Source organism: Daejeonella sp., assembly GCF_036405355.1.
Classification (GTDB): Bacteria; Bacteroidota; Bacteroidia; order Sphingobacteriales; family Sphingobacteriaceae; genus Daejeonella.
In genome coordinates this window covers 1-18,278 of the sequence record NZ_DASWXT010000062.1, presented here as the reverse complement: position 1 = coordinate 18,278, position 18,278 = coordinate 1, and the positions used below count along the sequence as shown (strand labels likewise).

Below are 18,278 nucleotides of genomic sequence, written 5' to 3'. Positions count from 1 at the left end.
CAAGTTAATATATTAACGCTTTGCCATGTGTTTTTTTCACCAAAATTTGTGTCATTCCCGGAAGTTTTCCAAGAGTTGATACGGTGAGATCAGAAATAAAGGTGTTTCCAAATAACCTCTGAATTAACCGGCCACTTTTAAGTCTGAGAGCAAATTGTTTTTCCCACTGAAATATGTATTCATTTTCCATTGCAATTCTGTTCAGAATGGAGCCCTTTTTTGCGAAACGCATGATACTATCTGCAAGAATTTTTGCCGAATGAATAGCGATTGCCATTCCATTCCCGCATAGTGGAGTGATCATTCCGGCTGAATCACCGCAAAAGAGTAAATTGTTTTCTACCAGGCTTTTCTTTTCAAAGGAAATTTCATTGATCACTTCAGGACTTTCGAATAAAAATTCTGAGTTTTTAAACAGGCTTCGCAAATATGGGTTTTTAAACAGAACCGTTTCTTCCATCTCCGGAATGCCCGAATATTTTTTAAGATTTGCTGTTTCTGAGAGGTAACACAGACAGGATTTGTCATCTTCGATCTTACTTACCCCACAATAACCGCCCTGAAAATTATCAAGACGCACCAGGTTTCCGGGCAGATCAGTTTTGATATGGTATTTTACACCCAGATATGGACTCCGTCTGTAAAAAAAACTGCGATTCAATTTTTGATCAAGATTAGATCTTTTGCCATAGGCTGCAATAGCGATAGGCGTTTCATAAACAGTGTTTCCCGGAGTTGTAATATGGAATTTACCTTCGTTAAAAAATATATTATCCACCTTTTCGAAAATGAATTCCACACCAAGTCTTTTTGCTTGTTCGTACATTAAATGGTCGAGCTTGTAACGGCTTAAACCAAATCCACCCATTGGCAGATCTGCCTGCAAAATTTTACCTGAAACAGATGTGATAGCCAAACGGTTTATACGGGCGTAAGCGGATTCGGAGATCCCGATATTTAATGATTCCAAAAACGGGAAGACCTCATTGGAAATATATTCGCCGCAAACCCGGTGGAAGGGATATTTTTTCTTCTCAAAAACGCTTACCTGATATCCATTCTGTTGAAGAAGAATAGCACTGGTCAATCCTGCGAGTCCACCACCGATTATCAGTATATCATTCATACTCAGTTTTCAAATCAGATACTTCTCCTCTCCTTAATTTTTCCTGTTTCAATGCATATTTGCCATCTGAATGCCCACATCCATTTGATCGAAAAAGTTTTAAAACCTCCCTTTTTCAATAGCTTCTCAAGCTCCTCCCGTTTGAAGCTTCGGAGTACAGAAAGTTTGGAATCATGCTTAACCATCTCAGATTTCGAAAAAACTGAGGTTAAAATGCCAATGGAATGGTAGGCAAACCAATGCCGGTGAAGATCATTGATTACGACATATTCAGCAGCGCAATCAGCCATTTTTTGAATCAGTCTTATCCAGCTTTCATCAGCAAAATGATGAGTAAACAGACTTGAAATTACAATATCAAATTGATTGTTAATGAGTTGTTCACTCATTACGTCTGTCAGAATATAGGAGATCTCAGGAAAATCTCCGGATTTTTCCCTTGCATATTCGATTGCCGATTCTGTAGCATCAACTCCGATCAAACGGATTTTCAGTTTTCGCTTACGCGCCCATTTTGCGATAACCCTCAATGAATCTCCGCCACCACAACCCCAGTCACTGATGATCATTCCATCCTTTAAACCTATCTTTTGGAAAGCATCAAAAAACACATTATACCCACCCAGGAGCTTGTTTACCACTTCAAGCTCATCCATAATCGGGTCGATAATCTCATGTCCCAATGAGAAATCGTCCATCATTTCTTCCTCTGAACTTCTGCGACTAAAGTCAGGCATTTCCGCTTCTTTTTAAGATCATAGATTCAACTGTTAAACCAGGTCCGAAAGCAAAGCCAAGAATGTTTTCACCATCAATTCCCTCCGGATCGTCCATCAGTTTTTTGAGAACAAATAATATTGTGGAAGAAGACATATTTCCATAATCCCTTAATGTTTCATAGGCAAAGCAATTTGCAATGGATGAAAAACCAAGTGCACTTTCAGCAGCTTCAAGGATTTTTCTTCCTCCGGGATGTACGGCAAAACGACTTATATCTTTGAATTTCAAGCCTGCTTTATTAAGAAGTTTATTTGAAATGGATTGAATATGTTTCAGAATCATCCGGGATACTTTTGAAGTCAATTTCATTTCAAAGCCTGCATCCCCAACGTACCAGCCCATTTCGTTTTTGGCCTCATTCAAAAATTCAGAATAAAATGTATCAAGCAAAAGATGCTTATTTCGAGTCTTAATTTCGGTGCTGTTTTCTACAATAACCGCGGCGGCGCCATCCGAAAAAAGCGAATTGGCAACCCAGTTATCCAGGGTGTTTTCCTTCTGAAAGTGTAATGTACAGAGTTCAACAGAAACAATCAGAACTTTTGCCCTGGGATCGGCACGGCAAATATAATCAGCAACTTTAAGGGCATTTAAGCTTCCGTAACAGCCCATGAAATTAATACAGGTTCGCTCAATATTTGGGTTCAAACCTAGTTTTTCGACCAGTTCGATATCTATTCCCGGTGCGTGCATGCCTGTACAGCTGACAGTTATCAGGTGAGTAATCGTAGGAGTAAAAATCTCAGAATGATTGGATATACAATCATTAACAGCTTCTGATGCGAGATCTGCTGCAGAGTCCTGATACAGACTTAAACGGTCGCGGGTTCCGGGAAAAGGCTCAAAATCATCAGTCTTTCCGAAGAAGGTATTATTATTACTTTCCTTTTCTCCGAAATCCGGAATCACTGAGTAGCGATGTTCAATTCCTGAATGATCATAAATTCGTTTTAAGCGGGAAGCATTAGTATCATTTAGTTTGAATGCCTTGACCATGAAATGATAGATATCATTCTGTGGGATCCGGTATTTTGGGTTGGCGGTACCAATCGCGCTAATGCAACTGCTCATATCAGTAAATTACTAAATATTTATGTTTTTGGTTTTAATAACAATATATAAGCCAGAATTGATTCTATATTTTTATTGAACCCATATATAGCTTTAAGGACCGATTGCATTATAAAATGTTAATTTAGTAAATGAATCTTTTAAAAAGTTTCTTTCCGAGTGTATCCACTTTATTGCATTTACGCTTATTGTTTTCAGTCTTTCTGCTGCCTGTGTTTCTTTTTGCACTATCTCAGGTACCAGAAATCAACTGGCAGGATACAATTTTAACTTTTGTTGTCTGGCATCTGCTGGTTTATCCTGCAAGTAATGGTTACAATAGTTATTTTGATAAAGACGAAGGGAGTATTGCACTTATGGAAAAGCCACCTCCGGTTGATAAGAGTCTGTACTATTTCCCCTTATTGCTTGATGTAATTGCTTTATTAATAGCAATTTATGTGGGATGGATCCTGTTTTTTGCGGTCCTTATTTACGGGGTATTTTCCAAAATGTATAGTCATCCTTCAATCAGGCTAAAGAAATATCCTGTTGTAAGTTTTTTGATTGTATTTATTTTTCAGGGGGCCTTTGTTTACTGGAGCACTTATGCTTCAATTTCGGGGATTGATACATTATTCGGATGGAATTTGAATTTTACGATTGCCGGACTAATTTGTTCCTGTCTGATTGGTGCGACTTACCCGCTTACTCAGGTGTATCAGCATGAGGAGGATTTGAAAAGGGGAGATAAGACGCTGAGTCTCATTTTAGGAATTCGGGGTTCTTTTTACTTTTCAGCCTGCCTTTTCCTGCTTTCCGGAATTCTCCTTTTCATTTATTGGGACAGATTGGAATTAATTAAGAATTTCTGGTTGTTTTTAATTGTCTCCGCCCCGGTATTTGTATTATTTCTTACTTGGTTTGCCAAAGTTTACCGGGATCCGGCCAATGCAAATTTTAAGAACATGTCGCGAATGACCCTCTTAAGCAGTATAATGATGCTGATTTATTTTGGCCTGCTGAATATTATTTAGCAATTGAGACAGGAGCCAGAAAATTTAGACTTAAGTGTATATCGCTATTCCCTATTTCCTATTTCCCCTCCCATTCCCTATAAAACTGCTCAAGATACTGTTCCATAAATAAATGTCTTTCTGCAGCTATCTTCTTTCCTGTTTCAGTATTCATTTTGTCTTTTAGCAAGAGCAGTTTTTCGTAAAAGTGATTGATAGTTGGGGCGGCAGAATTTTTATATTCTTCCTTGCTCATATTAAGTGCTGGAGGAACCTCAGGGTTATATAATTCACGGTTTTTGAAGCCCCCGTAAGTGAATGCTCTCGCAATTCCGATAGCACCAATTGCATCGAGGCGGTCGGCATCCTGTACAATCCCGAGCTCCTTTGAGTGGAATTCCACCTTTCCAAGACTTGCTTTGAATGACATATTGCGGATAATCTGCTGAACATGCAGGATCAAATCTTCGGGCAGTTTCTGTGAAGAAAGGAAATCTCCTGCCTTTTTTGGACCGATCTCCTCGTCGCCATCATGAAATTTGCTGTCAGCAATATCATGTAATAATGCAGACAGTTCCACAATGAGTCGGTCGGCTGATTCTGTTTTTATGATTTGGAGGGCATTATTCCATACACGTTGAATATGCCACCAATCGTGCCCGCTTTCGGCACCTTCCAAAGTATGTTTAACAAACTTTACTGTTTCAGCGATGAGCTGATCATGATTCAGGTTTGGGTTCTCTTTTGCTTCCTTCATATAATTCGTATTCCAATAGCCTGCAATCAAGTTTACCATTGTAAAATTCGATTCTCCGTGAAGCCCTCAGGCCTATTTTCTTTGCAAGATCAGGGTTTCCGGTGAAAATATATCCTCTGTAACCCTTACATTTCTGCTTCATAAAATCGCCTATCCGTTTGTAGGTAGCTTCAAGTTTGGTATGAACTCCAAGACGCTCACCATATTCGGGGTTAAAAATAACTATCCCGGCAGCTTCGGGAACTTCGGTATCAGCAAAATCGCAGACAGAAAAATCAATCAGGTGATCAACACCGGCAGTTTTTGCATTTTTTATTGAAATATCAATCGCATCTTCCGAATGGTCAGTGGCTACAATTCTGAAATCAATCTCTTTTTTTGCCTTCTCTTTTAACTTTCGTCTTTCTTCGAAGAAAACCTGTTCATCATAACCAATGATATGCATGAAACCATAGTTCATTCGAAACATTCCCGGCGTTTTATCAGTTGCAAGCAAGGCTGCTTCAATCGCGAGGGTTCCTGATCCGCACATTGGAACAACAAATGGACTTTTTCTATCCCATCCTGTAGCCATAATGGTTCCTGCAGCAAGTGCTTCCAGCATTGGAGCCTTACCCGGGATTTTTCGGTAACCATGTTTGGCAAGGGTTTCACCCGAAGTGTCAATAAATATCTCAGCATCATTTTCCTTCCAGTAGAGGTGAATGACCACTTTGTTTGTCTCAGGTCCGGTATTTGGCCTGATCTCTTTTTTCTCTTTGATTCGATCTACAATTGCATCTTTTACTTTCAGATTTGCGAATAGCGGAGTGGTGATCGTTTCATTATCTACAGTAGAACTTACTGAGAAATAGCCGGTAAAGTCAATCAGCTCTTCCCATGATATTTCGAGTAATTCCTTATAAAGTCTTGCCGGATTTTCTGCAGTGAATGCTTTAATAGAGTATAAAACCTGACTGGCACAACGTAAATTCAGATTCAGAGGGATACAATCATTGATAGTTCCTTCCAGCTCCAAACCAGTACTGAATGCTCTTTTTATCTCATAACCCAATGCTTCTACCTCCTGCTTAAGATAAGGAGCCAGGCGATTGTTGCAGGTTATGATGATCTTGCTTTTTGTGTGGAAAACTTGCATAATAAATTGCGAAGTTAACAATTAAAAACTGCCTTAATTTTATACTTTTACAAATCGTATCTGCCGGCAGGTTTTTGAAAAACGAGTCGGTTAGTTTTGTACGATCTAAAACCAGAATACATCAATAATTTTATTAACATGGACATAAAAGGTAAAGTACATGAGATCTCACCGGTAATTACCGTGAGCGAGAAATTCAAAAAACGTGAGTTAATACTTGAATACGCAGAAAATCCAACTTATCCGGAATTTGTGAAATTCGAGGCAGTTCAGGATAAAGTGAATTTGTTCGATAACATTAAAGTGGGCGATCAGGTAGAATTGTTTTTTAACCTTCGCGGACGTGCATGGACAGATAAGATGGGCAAGACCTCTTATTTTAATACCCTTGCTGTATGGAGAATAAATCCTCTGGGTTCAGCTAGCTCAGCTCAGGCGGCTCCTGAATATGCGGCTCCGGTTGACATCAGTTCAGCTCCCGATGATGATGATCTTCCTTTCTGATCATTAATCTGAAACACCATAAAATCATAAGCCCCGTCCGGTAATCCGGAACGGGGCTTTTTGATTCTCAACAAATTATTATTCTTTAACCAATCGTTTTATAAACCAAACTTTATTTTGCTCTATAGTAATATAATATACTCCATTTTCTGCCAAGGGTATCTGCTTCATATAAGATCCATTAAAATTAGCAAGCTCATCCGTAAATAGTGGCTTCATATCAGTGTTGAGGATCTTCAACTTTATCGGTCCCTTACTATCTAAATTGAAGGAGATCCCAAGTTTGCCATTTGAAAAAATCGGAAACAGGGTCAGGTCTTTAACATCCAGTAGATTGGTGGGATTTTCAATACCTGTAATCGTTTTCACCTGACTTTTTTCTGCATCGCTAAGTCGGATATTCATCCTGCTGGATATTCCGTTCTTATCAGTGGAATTAAAATTAAAAGAAGAAGAATTGTTCCTGTTCCTCATACCCGGGAATTCACTTCTTTCAAATTCAAAAGCCATAGGTGGAGCAGGATGCATTGGTGCTCTCGGCATTCGGGGCATTCGGGGCATATTGGGTGCTCCTGGTGCCATATCCCTGTGCATTGTGATGATACGTTTTCGGAGGTTACTATCCAAACCATCCATTCGGAACCTGAATTCTTTCATAATAGTATCTGTATCAAAGTTAAATAGAATACTACTGTCTCCATTAAACTTGAAAAGATGTAATCCTCCCGGCATTTTATCCTTAAAATCAAAATCAAACTCATTCATATTGCCATCATCCCAAAGCAAAACATGCGGTGCATCACCTTTACGGCTAATGATGATCTCTTTATCTATTCCATCTTTAGGCTTAATAATTACTCTTTTCTCAATTGAGCCGCCCCTGCCTTTAATACGGCCTTCAATATCTTTGAACTCTTTCCTTAAGCGCATTCGTTCCTCCTGATCAGCCTCGCTTAATTTTTTTCCATTAATTATTGTGTCGCCGTTTTTGATAATAATGCTTTGATTGATTTTTTTTTCTACCTGTGCCTTGGCTGAAGTACCTGAACTTACAACAATTAGGGTAATAAATCCCATCAGCATAAGGTGTGGGTTGAGAATGAACCTTTTCATATATCTTGTTTTTAATTTAATATTCAATGCATGTTTTAATTCAACCGTTTTTCAGTAATGAAGCATTAGTAAATAAGGACAAGAATCAGGGCCTGATTATCTGGTTTGCAGAACCAAAAGTAAATGGCTTATGAATCGGATTTTGTTAATGCTTTGTTAAAATATGTTAAAACTATATTGACAAAGAGAGTGTTGCGTATTTTTGTTTCAGGATGAAGAGTAAAAGCATCAGTTTAATAATTGGATTAATGACCATCGCCTTGCTGGGGGTGATGGCAATGCAATGGTATTTTTTCAGACAATCCTACCAACTTCAATCGCGCTTGTTTGACCAGTCAGTGCATGAAGCTTTGAATAATGTAGTAGAACGCCTCGCTAAAAGAGATGCCAATAATTTTCTTGAGAAGAAGGCTGAGTTTATCAGTCTTCCCGAACCACCAATCATCGAAAGTGCTCCGGTTTTTGTAGCTGCGCCCGAAAAACCTGTCAGGATTAAGCGCAGAACACCTAGAATGTCGGATGAAAAGTATATGATGGTTCAGCAAAGGAAGGCTGATAGTATATTTATGATCAGGGACAGTCTGCTCAGGGCAAGATATCCAAATGTGTTTTCATTTAATGATGTGGTTACAGCATCTGATCTAAAGGATCTTGAATATAACTTTCGGGTAGATGTCTATCAGGTTGAAGATGCCTTTGGTCAGATCCATGAGCAAACCCGAAGGACAATTTCAAGAGCCCCTAAAGCTTCTTCCCAAATAAGCGCTGCAATTTCCGGATCTGCCCCGGGAACATTACCCGATTCTGTTACTCAGTATATCGTTTTCGATCCTATTGAGGGGACTTTTCTGCGTACAATTCCACGGCCAAGACTAAGGAACCTGCCGCGCCCGCCTGATGTAAATGAAGCCGAACAGGACAATAGAGTACAGAAAGTGAAACAATATTTTGCTGAAGAGAATCAAAAGAAGGCAGATGTATTTAAAGATCTTTATCAGGAGTACCGGGAGGTCGACGTTCCACTGAACAAACGTGTTCATCCACAGACACTTGACTCTATGCTCAGAGCAGAATTACGTAATCTCTCAATCCTGAGTAATTATGAGTACAAAGTTACTTCAGCAGAGAGGGACTCGCTTATTTTTACAAGGGCTTCCAATCAAACGAAGTTTCTGCCTTATAACAGCTATGAAACTCCGCTCTTTCCAAAGGATATGATCAGAGACTCAGGAATGTTAACCATTACATTCCCTGAGAAAAACTCAATCATTCTTTCTAATATGACAGCCATGATGGGCTTATCAGGCGGCTTATTGCTTGTGCTGATTTTCAGCTTCGGATACACCATTCATTCTATTCTGATGCAAAAGAAGATATCAGAAATGAAAACTGATTTTATCAATAATATGACCCATGAGTTTAAAACTCCGGTAGCTACCATTATGATTGCAAGTGAGGCTTTAAAAGATCCTGAACTGACAACAGATAAGAGCCGAATCGAACGTTTGGCTAATATCATTTACGATGAAAATGTTCGTCTGGGAAGTCATATAGAACGGGTGCTTAATATTGCCAAAATTGAAAAAGGTGATTTGAAGCTTGAGCACAGGGATGTGGATATGAACGATCTTCTTTCAGCGATAGTCGATAGCATGTCCCTTCAGCTTCAGAAAAGGAATGCCAGTATTGAACTTGATCTAAAAGCAGGATATTCTACCGTTAGTGGTGATGAGCTTCATCTGTCAAATGTGATTTTTAACCTGCTTGATAACGCCAATAAATATAGTCCTGAAAATCCTCAGATAAAGATCAGTACCTTTATCTCGGGCAAAAACCTCATTATTAAGGTTGCTGATAAGGGAATTGGGATGAGCAAAGATCAGCTATCAAAAATATTTGACCAGTTTTACCGGATTCCAACCGGCAATTTGCATGATGTTAAGGGTTTTGGTTTGGGTTTAAGCTACGTGAATAATATTGTTAAACGCCTGAATGGAACAATCAGGGTGAAGAGTGAGAAGGATGTTGGATCAGAATTTGAGATAAGTCTTCCTTTAAAACCTGTGGCATAGACGACAGGTTAATGAAAATAGTATTTTCCCTTTTTTGGAATCCCTGATATGAAAAAAATATTACTAGCCGAAGATGACCCGAATCTGGGTATGCTTTTACAGGATTATTTGCAATTAAAAGGAAAATTTGAAGTTGTACTTTGTCAGGATGGCGATGAAGCTCTTAAAGCGTTCAATAACGACCATTTTGATATGTGTATCTTCGATGTGATGATGCCCAAAAAGGATGGCTTTACACTGGGCAAAGACATTCGACGTATTAACCCACATATTCCAATCATTTTTGCAACAGCCAAGACCATGATCGAGGATAAAGCTGAAGCGTATAATTTAGGCGGGGATGATTACATCACCAAACCATTCCGTATTGAGGAATTGCTTTTAAGGATCAATGCTTTGTTTAAACGGGTATCAGATCCTGAAAAGGCCGAAGCCACAGATCAGCAATCAAAATTTGACATCGGCAATTATAAATTTGACTATACCGCACAACTGATCACAAATGCTGATTCCCAGCAAAAGTTATCAACTAAAGAAGCAGAATTGCTCAGGCTTTTATGTCTCAAAAAAAATGAGGTCCTGACTCGTGAAGAGGCGTTGATCTCAATATGGCACGATGATAACTACTTCAATGGCAGAAGTATGGATGTTTTCCTGAGCAAGCTCCGTAAGTACCTCAAAGAAGACCCGAAGGTGGAGATTATCAATGTGCACGGAAAGGGTTATAAGTTATTGGTTAGCTGATTTTTAGCCTTAATTATTTACTGATTTTAGTATCTTTAGGTATATTACTGTCCACTTTGTGTGGTAATAAGTTTAGACTTTTTCGACCCCGAAGGCGGTCGTATGTTTATAGTAATTGATATGCCTGACAAATCGACCCTGAAGGGGTCGTATGTGCTCAAAATTTTCACATACGACCCCTTCAGGGTCGGGAAAAGGTCTGGAATGGATGTTTCTATAAACATGTGACCACCTTCGGGGTCAAGCCTGCTTGTATTTTTTTCTAAGTTTGTTTGCTTTTAAAATGTTGATAAAAAACATTCAATGTAAAGTATAAAAGCATAGTTCACCCAGAGTTCAATTTTATCCGGACATCAATGATTTAGCATTTATGAAATTCCCTTCTCTACAGACTTTTGTCCATTCCATAAGGAGTGTTTTGTTGCGGTTCCCGCTCGAAATTGGATTTGCTCTGCTGGGTACCGTGGCGGCGACGGTTTTCATAGAAATCAGTGATCTCAACCTGACAGCAGAAAGCCTTTGTGTAAGGCTTATCCTGATAGCTAATTTGGGTCTTGTCTTGTCAATTTCACTCAGCCTTTTATCAGAAAGCAATTCTTATTCAGTCCTGAAAAAGAACTTGTTCAGGCTTATAATGTTACTCATTATTGTTGGTTTATTCTTTTTGATAGATCCATTAAAGCGTGAGACGGATTTTTTCAGATTTATTTTGCTGGCACTTGTCTTTCATCTTTCAGTTTCCTTTGCTGCTTATTTCGGAAAGGGCCATATAAATGCCTTCTGGCAATTCAACAGGATTATTTTTCTCCGCTTTTTAATCGGGGGGATTTATAGTGCAGTACTGTTTCTCGGGTTTGCCGCTGCAATCGGATCTATGAATTTCCTGTTTAATTTTAAATTTCAGTGGGATACCTTTGCGATACTATGGGTCTGGATAGCAGGCATTTTTCAAACTTTCTTTTTCCTGTCGGGAGTTCCTGTAAATTTAAATGAACTTGAAGAGGATAAAACCTATCCCGGCGGACTTAAAATATTCACTCAGTTCGTTCTTATTCCACTGGCCACCGTATACGCAATTATACTGCTTGCTTATGAAGCTAAGATCCTGATCGAATGGGAGCTTCCCAAAGGTCTTGTTTCAAATCTGATACTTGGATATGCTGTTTTTGGGATTTTATCACTGCTGCTGATATATCCTGTCAGAAATCAGGATGAAAATAAATGGCTGAAAACATTCAGCCGCAGTTTTTATTATGTGCTTATCCCATTGATAATATTACTTGTATGGGCAGTTTTGGCCAGAGTTATTGACTATGGAATTACTGAGGAACGTTATTTCCTGATCATTCTGGCAGCCTGGCTTGCTTTTATTAACGCCTATTTCCTGCTTTCAAAAAGTCAGAATATTATGATTATCCCTTTCAGTTTATGTCTGGTGACGGTATTGTCTGTATATGGCCCTCAGGGGGCATTTTCTACATCCAGGAGATCGCAGATCAATGAACTGAAGCAATTGTTCGAAAAACAAGGGTCGCTTGATGGAGATAAGATCATTTCATTAAAACTTAAGCCGGGCGAAGAAGATATGACCCGGATGATTAATATTGTAGATTATCTTGTAAATATGCATGGCCTGGAAAGTTTCAGCCCAATTCTAAAGCAGGACCCGGGTATAGTCGCAGATTCATTACTTTCTGTTAATGCGAAGAAGAAATATGATTCCCGTACCAGTAACTGGGAGGTTAAAAGCCAGCAGAAACTTTGGTTATACAACTATCTGAACCTTAAGCCGGATAATGCCAACGGTTCTAAACTGGATCTTGGAATGAACATCGCCGAAGCCTTTAATATGGACCTTCTCCCATTGAATGAAGCAGATTATATGCTTCCACTCAGTATTTCAGCTGATACTTTGTCAAATATCATAAATGCGAGAAAATTGATTATTACCCGTGTAGTAAATCAGAATAAATTGAAAGTGATTTATGGGCCTGAAGAAAAATATATCAACCTTGATACCTTAATCAATCAATTGGATATGGAATTTAAGAAGCAGAAATTGGCCAATAAACAAGCCCTGCAGGTTTCAAGACAATTGCTTTCACAGGATCTTGAATTTGATGGGCTGAAATTGCAAATTGTTTGGAACCAGATAAATTTCGATGATAATAAAGACTTACTTTCAGCAAATGGCTATGTTTTATTAAGTGTTAAAGATTGATGAGTATTAGATTATAGATCAAACTTAATCCCCTGGGCGAGTGGTAATTTATCCGAATAGTTAATCGTATTGGTCTGGCGACGCATATAGGCCTTCCATGCATCCGATCCCGATTCCCTGCCACCTCCGGTTTCCTTTTCACCTCCAAAAGCCCCGCCAATTTCAGCACCTGAGGTACCAATATTCACATTGGCTATACCGCAATCTGAACCAGCACAGGAAAGAAACTGCTCTGCCTCACGCAGGTTTAAGGTCATGATGGCTGATGAAAGTCCCTGTGGAACAGCATTCTGCATTGCGATTGCTTCTTCGAGGGTTTTATATTTCATCAAATAGAGAATTGGGGCAAATGTCTCATGCTGCACGATCTCAAATTCATTTTTTGCCTCCGCAATACAAGGTTTTACATAGCATCCAGATTCATACCCCTCCCCTTCAAGAACACCACCTTCTACTACAAAATTACCTCCTTCAGCCTTACATTTTTCAATAGAGCTGAGATAGGCCCTGACAGCGTCTTTATCTATCAAGGGGCCAACGTGCATATTTTCATCAAGCGGATTACCTATTTTCAATTGCCTGTAAGCATTCACCAGCTTATCCCTGAAGGTATCATAAACACTTTCATGAATGATCAGTCTGCGGGTTGAAGTACAGCGTTGTCCGGCGGTTCCAACTGCACCAAATACCGCACCTACCAGCGACATTTCAAGATCAGCATCTTTAGAAATGATGATGGCATTATTTCCCCCAAGTTCCAGTAAACTCCGGCCCAAACGTGCGCCAACTGCTGCTCCGACAGCCTTTCCCATACGGGTTGAACCTGTTGCGGATACAAGACCGATACGTTTATCATGGCTCATGAGTTCCCCTATGCTTCGGTCTCCTACTAAAAGGCAGGATACACCTTCCGGAACAGCATTTGTCTCAAGTACTTTTTGTAAAATATGCTGGCATGCAATAGCCGTTAGTGGAGTTTTCTCTGATGGTTTCCAGATACAAACATCGCCACAGACCAGAGCGATTGTCATATTCCATGCCCAAACGGCAACTGGAAAATTGAAGGCTGATATAATACCGACAATACCAAGCGGATGCCATTGCTCATACATCCGGTGAGCCGGTCTTTCTGAGTGCATGGTCAGTCCGTATAACTGTCGCGATAAGCCTACGCTAAAATCGCAGATATCGATCATTTCCTGTACCTCACCATAACCCTCCTGTAAACTTTTACCCATTTCATAGCTAACAAGTTTACCAAGATCAGTCTTATGCTGCCTTAGTGCTTCCCCGAATTGTCGGATCACTTCACCCCGCTTTGGAGCAGGCCAGCTTCGCCATGTCCTGAATGCATCCCCAGCTTTCAGAACAACGTTTTCATAATCTGAATTATTTGAGAACCTTACCGAGGCAATCTCTTTCCCATCTACGGGTGAAAAAATAAGGTGCACATTTTGCTGCGCATTGCTGTTCCAAACTTTCCCGGTACTGCTTGCTTCATTGATGGCCTGGATTCCAAGGGCTTGTAAAACCGGTAAAATATCTATTTGCATAAAATTTCGTATTTTTGTAAAGTTAAGCAATTCTCCCAAGGGCAGTTTGAAAGCTTCATGATAAAACATATCCGAAAAGCTGCCTCTTTATTTATTTATTTTTCAGCTTATTAGCCTCTTAGTTGTCAGGATGTTGAAAAATAAAAGCAAAACAATTAGCGATTTGCCTTAATTTAAAAATAAATATGGCACATTGTTTATACATAATGAGCCGGGAGAACGTTCTTAATCGTATTATTTTAGGATGGAAGAAGATTTTGAGTTTGGTTTTTCCGAAGATCCCAGATTTTCGGTAGAAAGATATGAAGAGATGATCCGTAATCAGGATCAGTATTTTTTTGATGCTCAGGCATTTGAAAATATAATTGAATACTACATCGAGAAAAACGATCCGATTAAAGCATTACAGGTTACTGAATATGCTATTAATCAGCATCCATTCGCAGCAGTATTCTCTATTAAGCAGGCCCAGCTTTATGTGGCAACCAATCAGTTTGATCTTGCATTTGAATCACTTTGCAGAGCCGAAACACTGGAACCCTCAGAAGCTGATATTTATACCATAAGGGGAAACGTTTATGAGGGTATGGAGCGGCATCAGGATGCACTCGATAACTATGAAAAGGCATTGACCCTTGCTGAAAGTACAGATGAGATATTGCTTCACATTGCCTATGTCTACCAAAGTATGGGCGATTATGAGAACTCTGTAAGCTATCTTAAACAATGTTTGCAGCAGAACATGGAGAATCAGGATGCATTGTATGAACTTGCTTTCTGTTATGATGTTTTGGATAAGCAGGAAGAAAGCATCAAGTTTTATGAGCAATACATTGATAATGAGCCTTATTCTTATGCTGCCTGGTATAATCTGGGAAATGCATTTAATAAGATGGACCTTTTTGAAAAGTCTATTGATGCTTATGATTACGCCATTCTGATTAAAGATAATTTTGCCTCTGCCTACTTCAATAAAGGTAATGCACTGGTTCATCTCGACCGGTATGCTGAGGCTATTGAAGTTTACAAGCAAACATTTGAATACGAACCGCCTAGTGGCGATACTTATTGTGCCATTGGGGAGTGTTATGAAAAACTCGAGCGGATGGACGAGGCAAGGTCATATTATAAAAAAGCGGTTAAGCTGGATCCCACACAATCTGACGCCTGGTTTGGTATTGGGGTGACTCTTGATTTTGAGGAAAGGTATTTTGAATCGCTCTATTTTTATAAGAAAGCGCTGGATCTGGATGATAAAAATGCAGATTACTGGTTCGCTATTGCGGATGCCCAATATAAATTAAAGCAGTTGCCAGAGTCAGAAAAGGCATATGAAAAGGTTCTGGAGTTAAATCCTGTGGATATTGAGGCCTGGCTCGATTATTCCTCAATTTTATTTGAGCAGGATAAGCTGGATTCGGCTATCGAGATTATCTCTGAAGGAATTAAAAATAACCCCGACTCAGCTGAATTATATTACAGAATGGTAGCCTATCTGTTTGCCGCTCATCAGTTCAGTGAAGCGCTTATTTACCTCGAGACTGCATTGAATTCAGATCCTGAAAAACATCATATTTTATTTGAGTATCTTCCTCAACTGCATGAAAATAAGGTTATTGTGGATATTATTAACCGTTATACCCGTTAAATAAGGAAAAAAATATTAGCCTTTAGGTTTTGATTTTTTTTTGGAGATTTGCACCTGAGTGAATAGCCTGAAATTAAAGATGGAAACATATTGAAGGCATTCTATAATCAATTATAATAACAGATGAATTATACTCTAAAGAATATCCCTGAGCGTACACAAAAACCGCGTCAGAATGGCCTGACTATGGTTATGGACAAGGGACTAAGTGTACGTCAGATCGAAGATTTCATGGAAGTCGCAGGACCACATACTGATATTGTAAAATTGGGCTGGGCCACATCTTATGTAACACCCAATCTCGAAAATAAATTAAAAATATACAGGGATGCTAATATTCCGGTTTACTTTGGAGGCACTCTCTTTGAGGCATTTATAATAAGAAATCAATTTGATGATTATCGCCGGGTGCTTGATAAATACGATATGAAGTTTGCCGAAGTATCTGATGGATCAATTACCATACCTCATGAAGAAAAGTGTGAGTATATCAGTAAACTTAGCGAACAGGTGACTGTTATTTCTGAAGTTGGATCGAAAGATGCAGCAAAGATCTTTGCTCCTTATAAGTGGATCAGTTTAATGAAGGCTGAAATTGAAGCAGGATCCTGGAAAGTTATCGCAGAGGCCCGTGAAAGTGGGAATGTTGGTCTATATCGTGATTCTGGTGAAGTAAGACAAGGTCTGGTAGATGAGATTTTAACTCAGATTCCTGCAGAAACAATCATATGGGAGGCGCCACAAAAGGCTCAGCAGGTTTGGTTCATTAAATTGATAGGCAGCAACATCAATCTTGGAAATATTGCACCAGCAGATGTTATTCCGGTTGAAACATTGCGCCTGGGATTGAGAAGTGATACCTTTGATCATTTTCTTAATATGGAAACAAAATAGGCTCAGGTATTTATAAACCTGATAGTACCAGCCATCAATTTAATTTAGCATGAAAAAATACGGTCTGATAGGTTATCCGCTGACACATTCTTTCTCAAAGAAATTTTTTACTGAAAAATTTGAAAATGAAGGACTAGATAACCATCAGTATGAATTGTACCCACTTCCTAATCTAAGTGATCTACCTGATCTCATAAAAAGTATTCCCGACCTCTGCGGATTAAATGTTACGGTTCCCCATAAAATTGGGGTAATGTATTATCTGGATAGGATTGATCCTGCAGCAAAGGAGATTGATGCTGTAAACTGTATAAAAATTGTAAATCATCAGCCGGTTGAGGCATTTTTCAGTGGGGAGCTTTCTTCAATGAATGTCAGGCTTGAGGGCTACAATACAGATGCATATGCGTTTGAGGAATCTTTGAAACCCCTAATTAAGAAGCATCACCAAAAGGCTCTGGTTCTTGGAACCGGTGGAGCTTCGAGGGCAGTCGGATATGTGCTCGAAAAGCTGGGAATTTCTTATCGTTTAGTTTCAAGAAGAAACATCCGGAAGCAGTTAAGTTATAAGAAATTGACAGCAGATATTATGAATGAACATCTGCTGATTATAAATACAACTCCCCTCGGAACAGCTCCAAATATTGAAGAATGTCCGGATATACCTTACGAATTGCTGAGTAGCAAACACCTGCTTTATGATCTGGTTTATAATCCTGCAGAAACGGAATTTCTTAAACGGGGGAAAGCCAAAGGTGCCGCAATTAAGAATGGTATGGAAATGCTGCATATGCAGGCAGAAAAATCCTGGGAAATATGGAATAGCTGATGAAAACACGCTTTCCATATCATTCTCTTTTGATTGCCTTCCTCTTTATCTCTTGCGGTACGGAATATTCCCCCAAGCCACGGGCCTATTTCAGAATAGAATTTCCTGAAAAAAAATACCAGACTTATTCAGGGGATTGTCCGTATACCTTTGATTTCCCTGAATATGCACAAGTTCAGCCGGATAGCAGCAGGGATTCTAAACCTTGCTGGCTAAATGTTAATTATCCGCAATTCAATGGACGGATCCATTTAAGTTATCAGCCGATCTCCTCTGCTGCCGAGTTCAATCAGCTTACTGAGGATGCAAGGACATTTGCATTTAAACATACTGTAAAGGCCACTGCAATTGATGAGGGAATAATCTCTTATCCCAGGGAAAAGGTTTATGGGATTTATTATTCCATTGATGGAAATACGGCTTCTTCTGTTCAGTTTTTTCTGACAGACAGTACTAAAAACTATCTTCGGGGAGCCCTTTATTTTAATGAACAGCCAAGGCTCGATTCAATACAACCGGTTTTAGATTTCGTTAAAAAGGATATAGACCAGATGATTAAAACTTTTAAATGGAGAAACTGAACAGCTGATTTTTTAGAGAATAAGTTAACCTGAGATCAATATAAAATCTTGTATGACTACTTAGGCTGAATATTTTCTTTTGTTTTAGAAAGCAAGGTCTGTGATTCTTCGGCTCCAGCAGTCCCGTGTTCTGCCGTAGTTTTTGCGTATAAATTCCTTTATAATTTAAAAATCTGCACGGCAAAAATCTACAGCTGCCACCCGGGTTTATTTCAAATGGCAGATGGTCCTTTTTCCGGGCAGTCCTTCCCT

The 18,278-nt window shown here is 39.2% G+C and carries 16 protein-coding genes; 9 read left to right on the top strand and 7 right to left on the bottom strand.

The features are described from left to right. Nucleotides 1–4 precede the first annotated feature (4 nt). The 3 genes from VGE44_RS07910 to VGE44_RS07900 are packed head-to-tail and all read right to left on the bottom strand — an operon-like array spanning nt 5 to nt 2,977. Nucleotides 5–1,126, bottom strand: a complete 1,122-nt coding sequence (locus VGE44_RS07910; protein WP_331077697.1) for an NAD(P)/FAD-dependent oxidoreductase — start codon at nt 1,124–1,126, stop codon at nt 5–7. A 14-nt stretch (nt 1,127–1,140) separates the two neighbouring features. Continuing rightward, nucleotides 1,141–1,863, bottom strand: a complete 723-nt coding sequence (locus VGE44_RS07905; RefSeq protein ID WP_331077695.1) for a methyltransferase domain-containing protein — start codon at nt 1,861–1,863, stop codon at nt 1,141–1,143. Beyond that, entirely contained in the window at nt 1,856–2,977 is a 1,122-nt protein-coding gene (locus VGE44_RS07900; protein ID WP_331077693.1) for a type III polyketide synthase, read from the bottom strand. The genes VGE44_RS07905 and VGE44_RS07900 overlap by 8 nt, the downstream gene beginning before the upstream one ends. A 131-nt stretch (nt 2,978–3,108) precedes the next feature. Between VGE44_RS07900 and VGE44_RS07895 the strand changes: the two genes are divergently transcribed. Next, a complete protein-coding gene (locus VGE44_RS07895) occupies nt 3,109–3,993 on the top strand; it encodes a UbiA family prenyltransferase (protein ID WP_331077691.1) in 885 nt (294 codons plus the stop codon). Nucleotides 3,994–4,051: 58 nt separating this feature from the next. Here VGE44_RS07895 and VGE44_RS07890 read toward each other — a convergent pair whose 3' ends face one another. Next, nucleotides 4,052–4,729 carry an HD domain-containing protein gene (locus VGE44_RS07890; protein WP_331077689.1) on the bottom strand — a complete coding sequence of 226 codons (678 nt, stop codon included), beginning with the start codon at nt 4,727–4,729 and terminating at the stop codon, nt 4,052–4,054. Next, the gene (locus tag VGE44_RS07885) at nt 4,692–5,867 is read right to left on the bottom strand and encodes a THUMP domain-containing class I SAM-dependent RNA methyltransferase (RefSeq protein ID WP_331077687.1); all 1,176 of its coding nucleotides are present in this window, start codon (nt 5,865–5,867) and stop codon (nt 4,692–4,694) included. The genes VGE44_RS07890 and VGE44_RS07885 overlap by 38 nt, the downstream gene beginning before the upstream one ends. A 138-nt stretch (nt 5,868–6,005) precedes the next feature. On the opposite strand from VGE44_RS07885, the gene VGE44_RS07880 reads away from it, so the two are divergent. Then, nucleotides 6,006–6,371 (top strand): DUF3127 domain-containing protein, encoded by a 366-nt coding sequence (locus tag VGE44_RS07880; RefSeq protein ID WP_331077685.1) that lies wholly within the window; start codon nt 6,006–6,008, stop codon nt 6,369–6,371. A gap of 78 nt (nt 6,372–6,449) precedes the next feature. Here VGE44_RS07880 and VGE44_RS07875 read toward each other — a convergent pair whose 3' ends face one another. After that, entirely contained in the window at nt 6,450–7,484 is a 1,035-nt protein-coding gene (locus VGE44_RS07875) for a T9SS type A sorting domain-containing protein (protein WP_331077683.1), read from the bottom strand. A gap of 212 nt (nt 7,485–7,696) precedes the next feature. Here VGE44_RS07875 and VGE44_RS07870 point away from each other — a divergent pair, with 212 nt between their 5' ends. The 3 genes from VGE44_RS07870 (at nt 7,697) to VGE44_RS07860 (ending at nt 12,521) form a co-directional block, all read left to right on the top strand. Continuing rightward, nucleotides 7,697–9,556: a HAMP domain-containing sensor histidine kinase gene (locus VGE44_RS07870; protein ID WP_331077681.1), complete on the top strand. Its 1,860-nt coding sequence runs from the start codon at nt 7,697–7,699 to the stop codon at nt 9,554–9,556. A gap of 48 nt (nt 9,557–9,604) precedes the next feature. Beyond that, on the top strand, nt 9,605–10,300 hold the full coding sequence (locus tag VGE44_RS07865) for a response regulator transcription factor (protein ID WP_331077678.1): 696 nt from the start codon (nt 9,605–9,607) through the stop codon (nt 10,298–10,300). 370 nt (nt 10,301–10,670) lie between these two features. Continuing rightward, the gene (locus VGE44_RS07860) at nt 10,671–12,521 is read left to right on the top strand and encodes a DUF4153 domain-containing protein (protein WP_331077676.1); all 1,851 of its coding nucleotides are present in this window, start codon (nt 10,671–10,673) and stop codon (nt 12,519–12,521) included. Between the two features lie 11 nt (nt 12,522–12,532). Here VGE44_RS07860 and VGE44_RS07855 read toward each other — a convergent pair whose 3' ends face one another. After that, nucleotides 12,533–14,074 (bottom strand): aldehyde dehydrogenase family protein, encoded by a 1,542-nt coding sequence (locus VGE44_RS07855; RefSeq protein WP_331077674.1) that lies wholly within the window; start codon nt 14,072–14,074, stop codon nt 12,533–12,535. A 244-nt stretch (nt 14,075–14,318) separates the two neighbouring features. Between VGE44_RS07855 and VGE44_RS07850 the strand changes: the two genes are divergently transcribed. The 4 genes from VGE44_RS07850 (at nt 14,319) to gldD (ending at nt 18,026) form a co-directional block, all read left to right on the top strand. Further along, nucleotides 14,319–15,722 (top strand): tetratricopeptide repeat protein, encoded by a 1,404-nt coding sequence (locus VGE44_RS07850; protein ID WP_331077672.1) that lies wholly within the window; start codon nt 14,319–14,321, stop codon nt 15,720–15,722. Between the two features lie 123 nt (nt 15,723–15,845). Next, complete coding sequence (locus tag VGE44_RS07845) at nt 15,846–16,616, top strand: phosphosulfolactate synthase (RefSeq protein ID WP_331077670.1); 771 nt, start codon at nt 15,846–15,848, stop codon at nt 16,614–16,616. Between the two features lie 49 nt (nt 16,617–16,665). Then, nucleotides 16,666–17,445 (top strand): shikimate dehydrogenase, encoded by a 780-nt coding sequence (gene aroE / locus VGE44_RS07840; RefSeq protein WP_331077668.1) that lies wholly within the window; start codon nt 16,666–16,668, stop codon nt 17,443–17,445. Continuing rightward, nucleotides 17,445–18,026 carry a gliding motility lipoprotein GldD gene (gene gldD, locus VGE44_RS07835; protein WP_331077666.1) on the top strand — a complete coding sequence of 194 codons (582 nt, stop codon included), beginning with the start codon at nt 17,445–17,447 and terminating at the stop codon, nt 18,024–18,026. The genes aroE and gldD overlap by 1 nt, the downstream gene beginning before the upstream one ends. Nucleotides 18,027–18,278 lie beyond the last annotated feature (252 nt).

Coding starts and splice junctions, on each gene's coding strand:
- VGE44_RS07855 (WP_331077674.1), bottom strand. CDS start 14,074: ATGCAAATAGATATTTTACCGGTTTTACAAGCCCTTGGAATCCAGGCC.
- VGE44_RS07910 (WP_331077697.1), bottom strand. CDS start 1,126: ATGAATGATATACTGATAATCGGTGGTGGACTCGCAGGATTGACCAGT.
- VGE44_RS07860 (WP_331077676.1), top strand. CDS start 10,671: ATGAAATTCCCTTCTCTACAGACTTTTGTCCATTCCATAAGGAGTGTT.
- aroE (WP_331077668.1), top strand. CDS start 16,666: ATGAAAAAATACGGTCTGATAGGTTATCCGCTGACACATTCTTTCTCA.
- VGE44_RS07900 (WP_331077693.1), bottom strand. CDS start 2,977: ATGAGCAGTTGCATTAGCGCGATTGGTACCGCCAACCCAAAATACCGG.
- VGE44_RS07870 (WP_331077681.1), top strand. CDS start 7,697: ATGAAGAGTAAAAGCATCAGTTTAATAATTGGATTAATGACCATCGCC.
- VGE44_RS07905 (WP_331077695.1), bottom strand. CDS start 1,863: ATGCCTGACTTTAGTCGCAGAAGTTCAGAGGAAGAAATGATGGACGAT.
- VGE44_RS07875 (WP_331077683.1), bottom strand. CDS start 7,484: ATGAAAAGGTTCATTCTCAACCCACACCTTATGCTGATGGGATTTATT.
- VGE44_RS07845 (WP_331077670.1), top strand. CDS start 15,846: ATGAATTATACTCTAAAGAATATCCCTGAGCGTACACAAAAACCGCGT.
- gldD (WP_331077666.1), top strand. CDS start 17,445: ATGAAAACACGCTTTCCATATCATTCTCTTTTGATTGCCTTCCTCTTT.
- VGE44_RS07865 (WP_331077678.1), top strand. CDS start 9,605: ATGAAAAAAATATTACTAGCCGAAGATGACCCGAATCTGGGTATGCTT.
- VGE44_RS07895 (WP_331077691.1), top strand. CDS start 3,109: ATGAATCTTTTAAAAAGTTTCTTTCCGAGTGTATCCACTTTATTGCAT.
- VGE44_RS07885 (WP_331077687.1), bottom strand. CDS start 5,867: ATGCAAGTTTTCCACACAAAAAGCAAGATCATCATAACCTGCAACAAT.
- VGE44_RS07890 (WP_331077689.1), bottom strand. CDS start 4,729: ATGAAGGAAGCAAAAGAGAACCCAAACCTGAATCATGATCAGCTCATC.
- VGE44_RS07850 (WP_331077672.1), top strand. CDS start 14,319: ATGGAAGAAGATTTTGAGTTTGGTTTTTCCGAAGATCCCAGATTTTCG.
- VGE44_RS07880 (WP_331077685.1), top strand. CDS start 6,006: ATGGACATAAAAGGTAAAGTACATGAGATCTCACCGGTAATTACCGTG.